Below are 1,831 nucleotides of genomic sequence, written 5' to 3'. Positions count from 1 at the left end.
AGCCGAGCCCATGCTCGGCTGCTTTTATGTAGAGTCGAGCCCATGCTCGACTATCGGGAAAGCAGCCGAGCATGGGCTCGGCTCTAGACAAACAGGGTGCGAAGGCGCGATGGAGGAAGTCGACCTGCTGGTGATCGGTGGCGGCATCAACGGCGCCGGCATCGCCCGTGATGCCAGCGGACGCGGACTGCGCGTCCTGCTGTGCGAACAGCATGACCTGGCCGCGCATACCTCCAGTGCCAGCAGCAAACTGGTCCACGGCGGCCTTCGCTACCTCGAACAGGGCGAATTCGGCCTGGTGCGCAAAGCGCTGGGTGAGCGTGAGACGGTACGCCGGCAAGCCCCTCACCTGGTCCATCCTCTGCGTTTCGTCCTGCCTTGGGAACCGCACCTGCGCCCGCGCTGGATGCTGCGCGCGGGACTGTGGCTGTACGACCATCTGGGCCGGCGCAGCCCTGCGTTTCCCGCATCGCACGCACTGGACCTGCAACGCGATCCGCTGGGTCGCTGGCTCTCCCCCTCGCTGCGCATCGGCTTCAGCTACGCCGATGCGCAGGTCGATGACGCGCGGCTGGTGCTGCTCAACGCCCTGGATGCCGCGCAGCGCGGCGCACAGGTGCGGGTCCGCAGCCGCTGCATCGACCTGCGCCCCGTTCACGGCCGATGGCAGGCCGTTCTGGAATCCGCCGATGGCCAGCCGCACCCGGTGACTGCGCGCGCCGTTGCCAATGCGGCTGGTCCGTGGGCCGGCGGCCTGCTGGAACAGATGCAGGGGCGCGGCGATGGCCCCGCGCTGCGCCTGGTGCAGGGCAGCCACATCGTGCTGCGCCGTCCCTGGCCCAGCGACAGCGCCTGCCTGCTGCAGCAGCCCGATGGGCGCGTGGTGTTCCTTCTGCCCTTCGCCCACGACCACCTGCTGGTCGGCACCACCGACACCGACTATCGCGGTGACCCGGCGCGCTGCAGCGTGCTCCCTGCGGAGGTGACGTACCTGTGTGATGCGGCCAATCGCTACCTGCGTGATCCCATCGCGGCGGAGGAGGTGGCCTGGCGGTTCGCTGGCGTACGCCCGTTGCTGGCCGATCCCGATCCGCGTGCGGCACGACTCAGCCGTGATTACCGCCTGCAGTTGCAGTCCCACCCGGCACCGGCGCTGCACGTGCTGGGAGGCAAGCTCACCACCTACCGGGTGCTGGCCGAGGAAGCGCTGGAGCTGCTGCGGCCGGCGCTGCCGCAGATGGGCCCGGCGTGGACGGCAGGCGCAGACCCGCTGCCTGGCAGCGACTGGGGCGACGCCACGCAGGCGTGCTCGCGCCTGCAGTTGCTGGCACCGTGGTTGCCCGAGGAAATCGCACGCCGCTGGGCCGACGCCTACGGCAGCCGCAGCGCGGAGCTGCTGCATGGCCTGCAGGGTGTGAACGATCTTGGCGAAGACTTTGGCGGCGGCCTGCACGCGCGGGAAGTCGCTTTCCTGCGTGAGCACGAATGGGCCTCGAATGCCGAGGACGTGCTGTGGCGGCGGAGCAAGCTGGGGTTGCGGCTGGACGCGGCGCAGGTGGCACGGCTGCAGGCGTGGATGGAGCAAGCCAGCGTGTAGAGCCGGGCCATGATCGGTTGAATAAGCACAACCCAGCCCAGCAAGGCCACCCGCTGCAGGAAGATGAGGTACCGTACCCCTACCTCTCTACCTGAGACGCTGCATGACGCCCCGCTACGTGCTGGCCATCGACCAGGGCACCACCAGTTCGCGCGCGATCCTGTTCGACCGTGCCGGCGACATCGTCGGCAGTGCACAGCGCGAATTCGCACAGATCTTCCCCCAGCCCGGCTG

2 protein-coding genes are annotated in these 1,831 nt (G+C 69.0%); both read left to right on the top strand.

The window, feature by feature from the left end:
* Positions 1-109: 109 nt before the first annotated feature.
* Entirely contained in the window at positions 110-1,597 is a 1,488-nt protein-coding gene (gene glpD, locus R5H29_RS01225; RefSeq protein ID WP_134730006.1) for a glycerol-3-phosphate dehydrogenase, read from the top strand.
* 103 nt (positions 1,598-1,700) lie between these two features.
* Positions 1,701-1,831, top strand: a 131-nt coding sequence (locus R5H29_RS01215; RefSeq protein WP_407073507.1) for an FGGY family carbohydrate kinase, incomplete at its 3' end; no start/stop codon positions are given.

The sequence above is a fragment of the Stenotrophomonas sp. A3_2 genome (assembly GCF_036624925.1).
In the GTDB taxonomy this organism is placed as follows: Bacteria; Pseudomonadota; Gammaproteobacteria; order Xanthomonadales; family Xanthomonadaceae; genus Stenotrophomonas; species Stenotrophomonas hibiscicola.
The sequence above is the reverse complement of the archived record's forward strand: the minus strand, read 5'-3'. Positions and strand labels throughout refer to the sequence as shown.

What these genes read in the sequence shown, in the direction of transcription:
- glpD (WP_134730006.1), top strand. Translation starts at nt 110, where the DNA reads ATGGAGGAAGTCGACCTGCTGGTGATCGGTGGCGGCATCAACGGCGCC.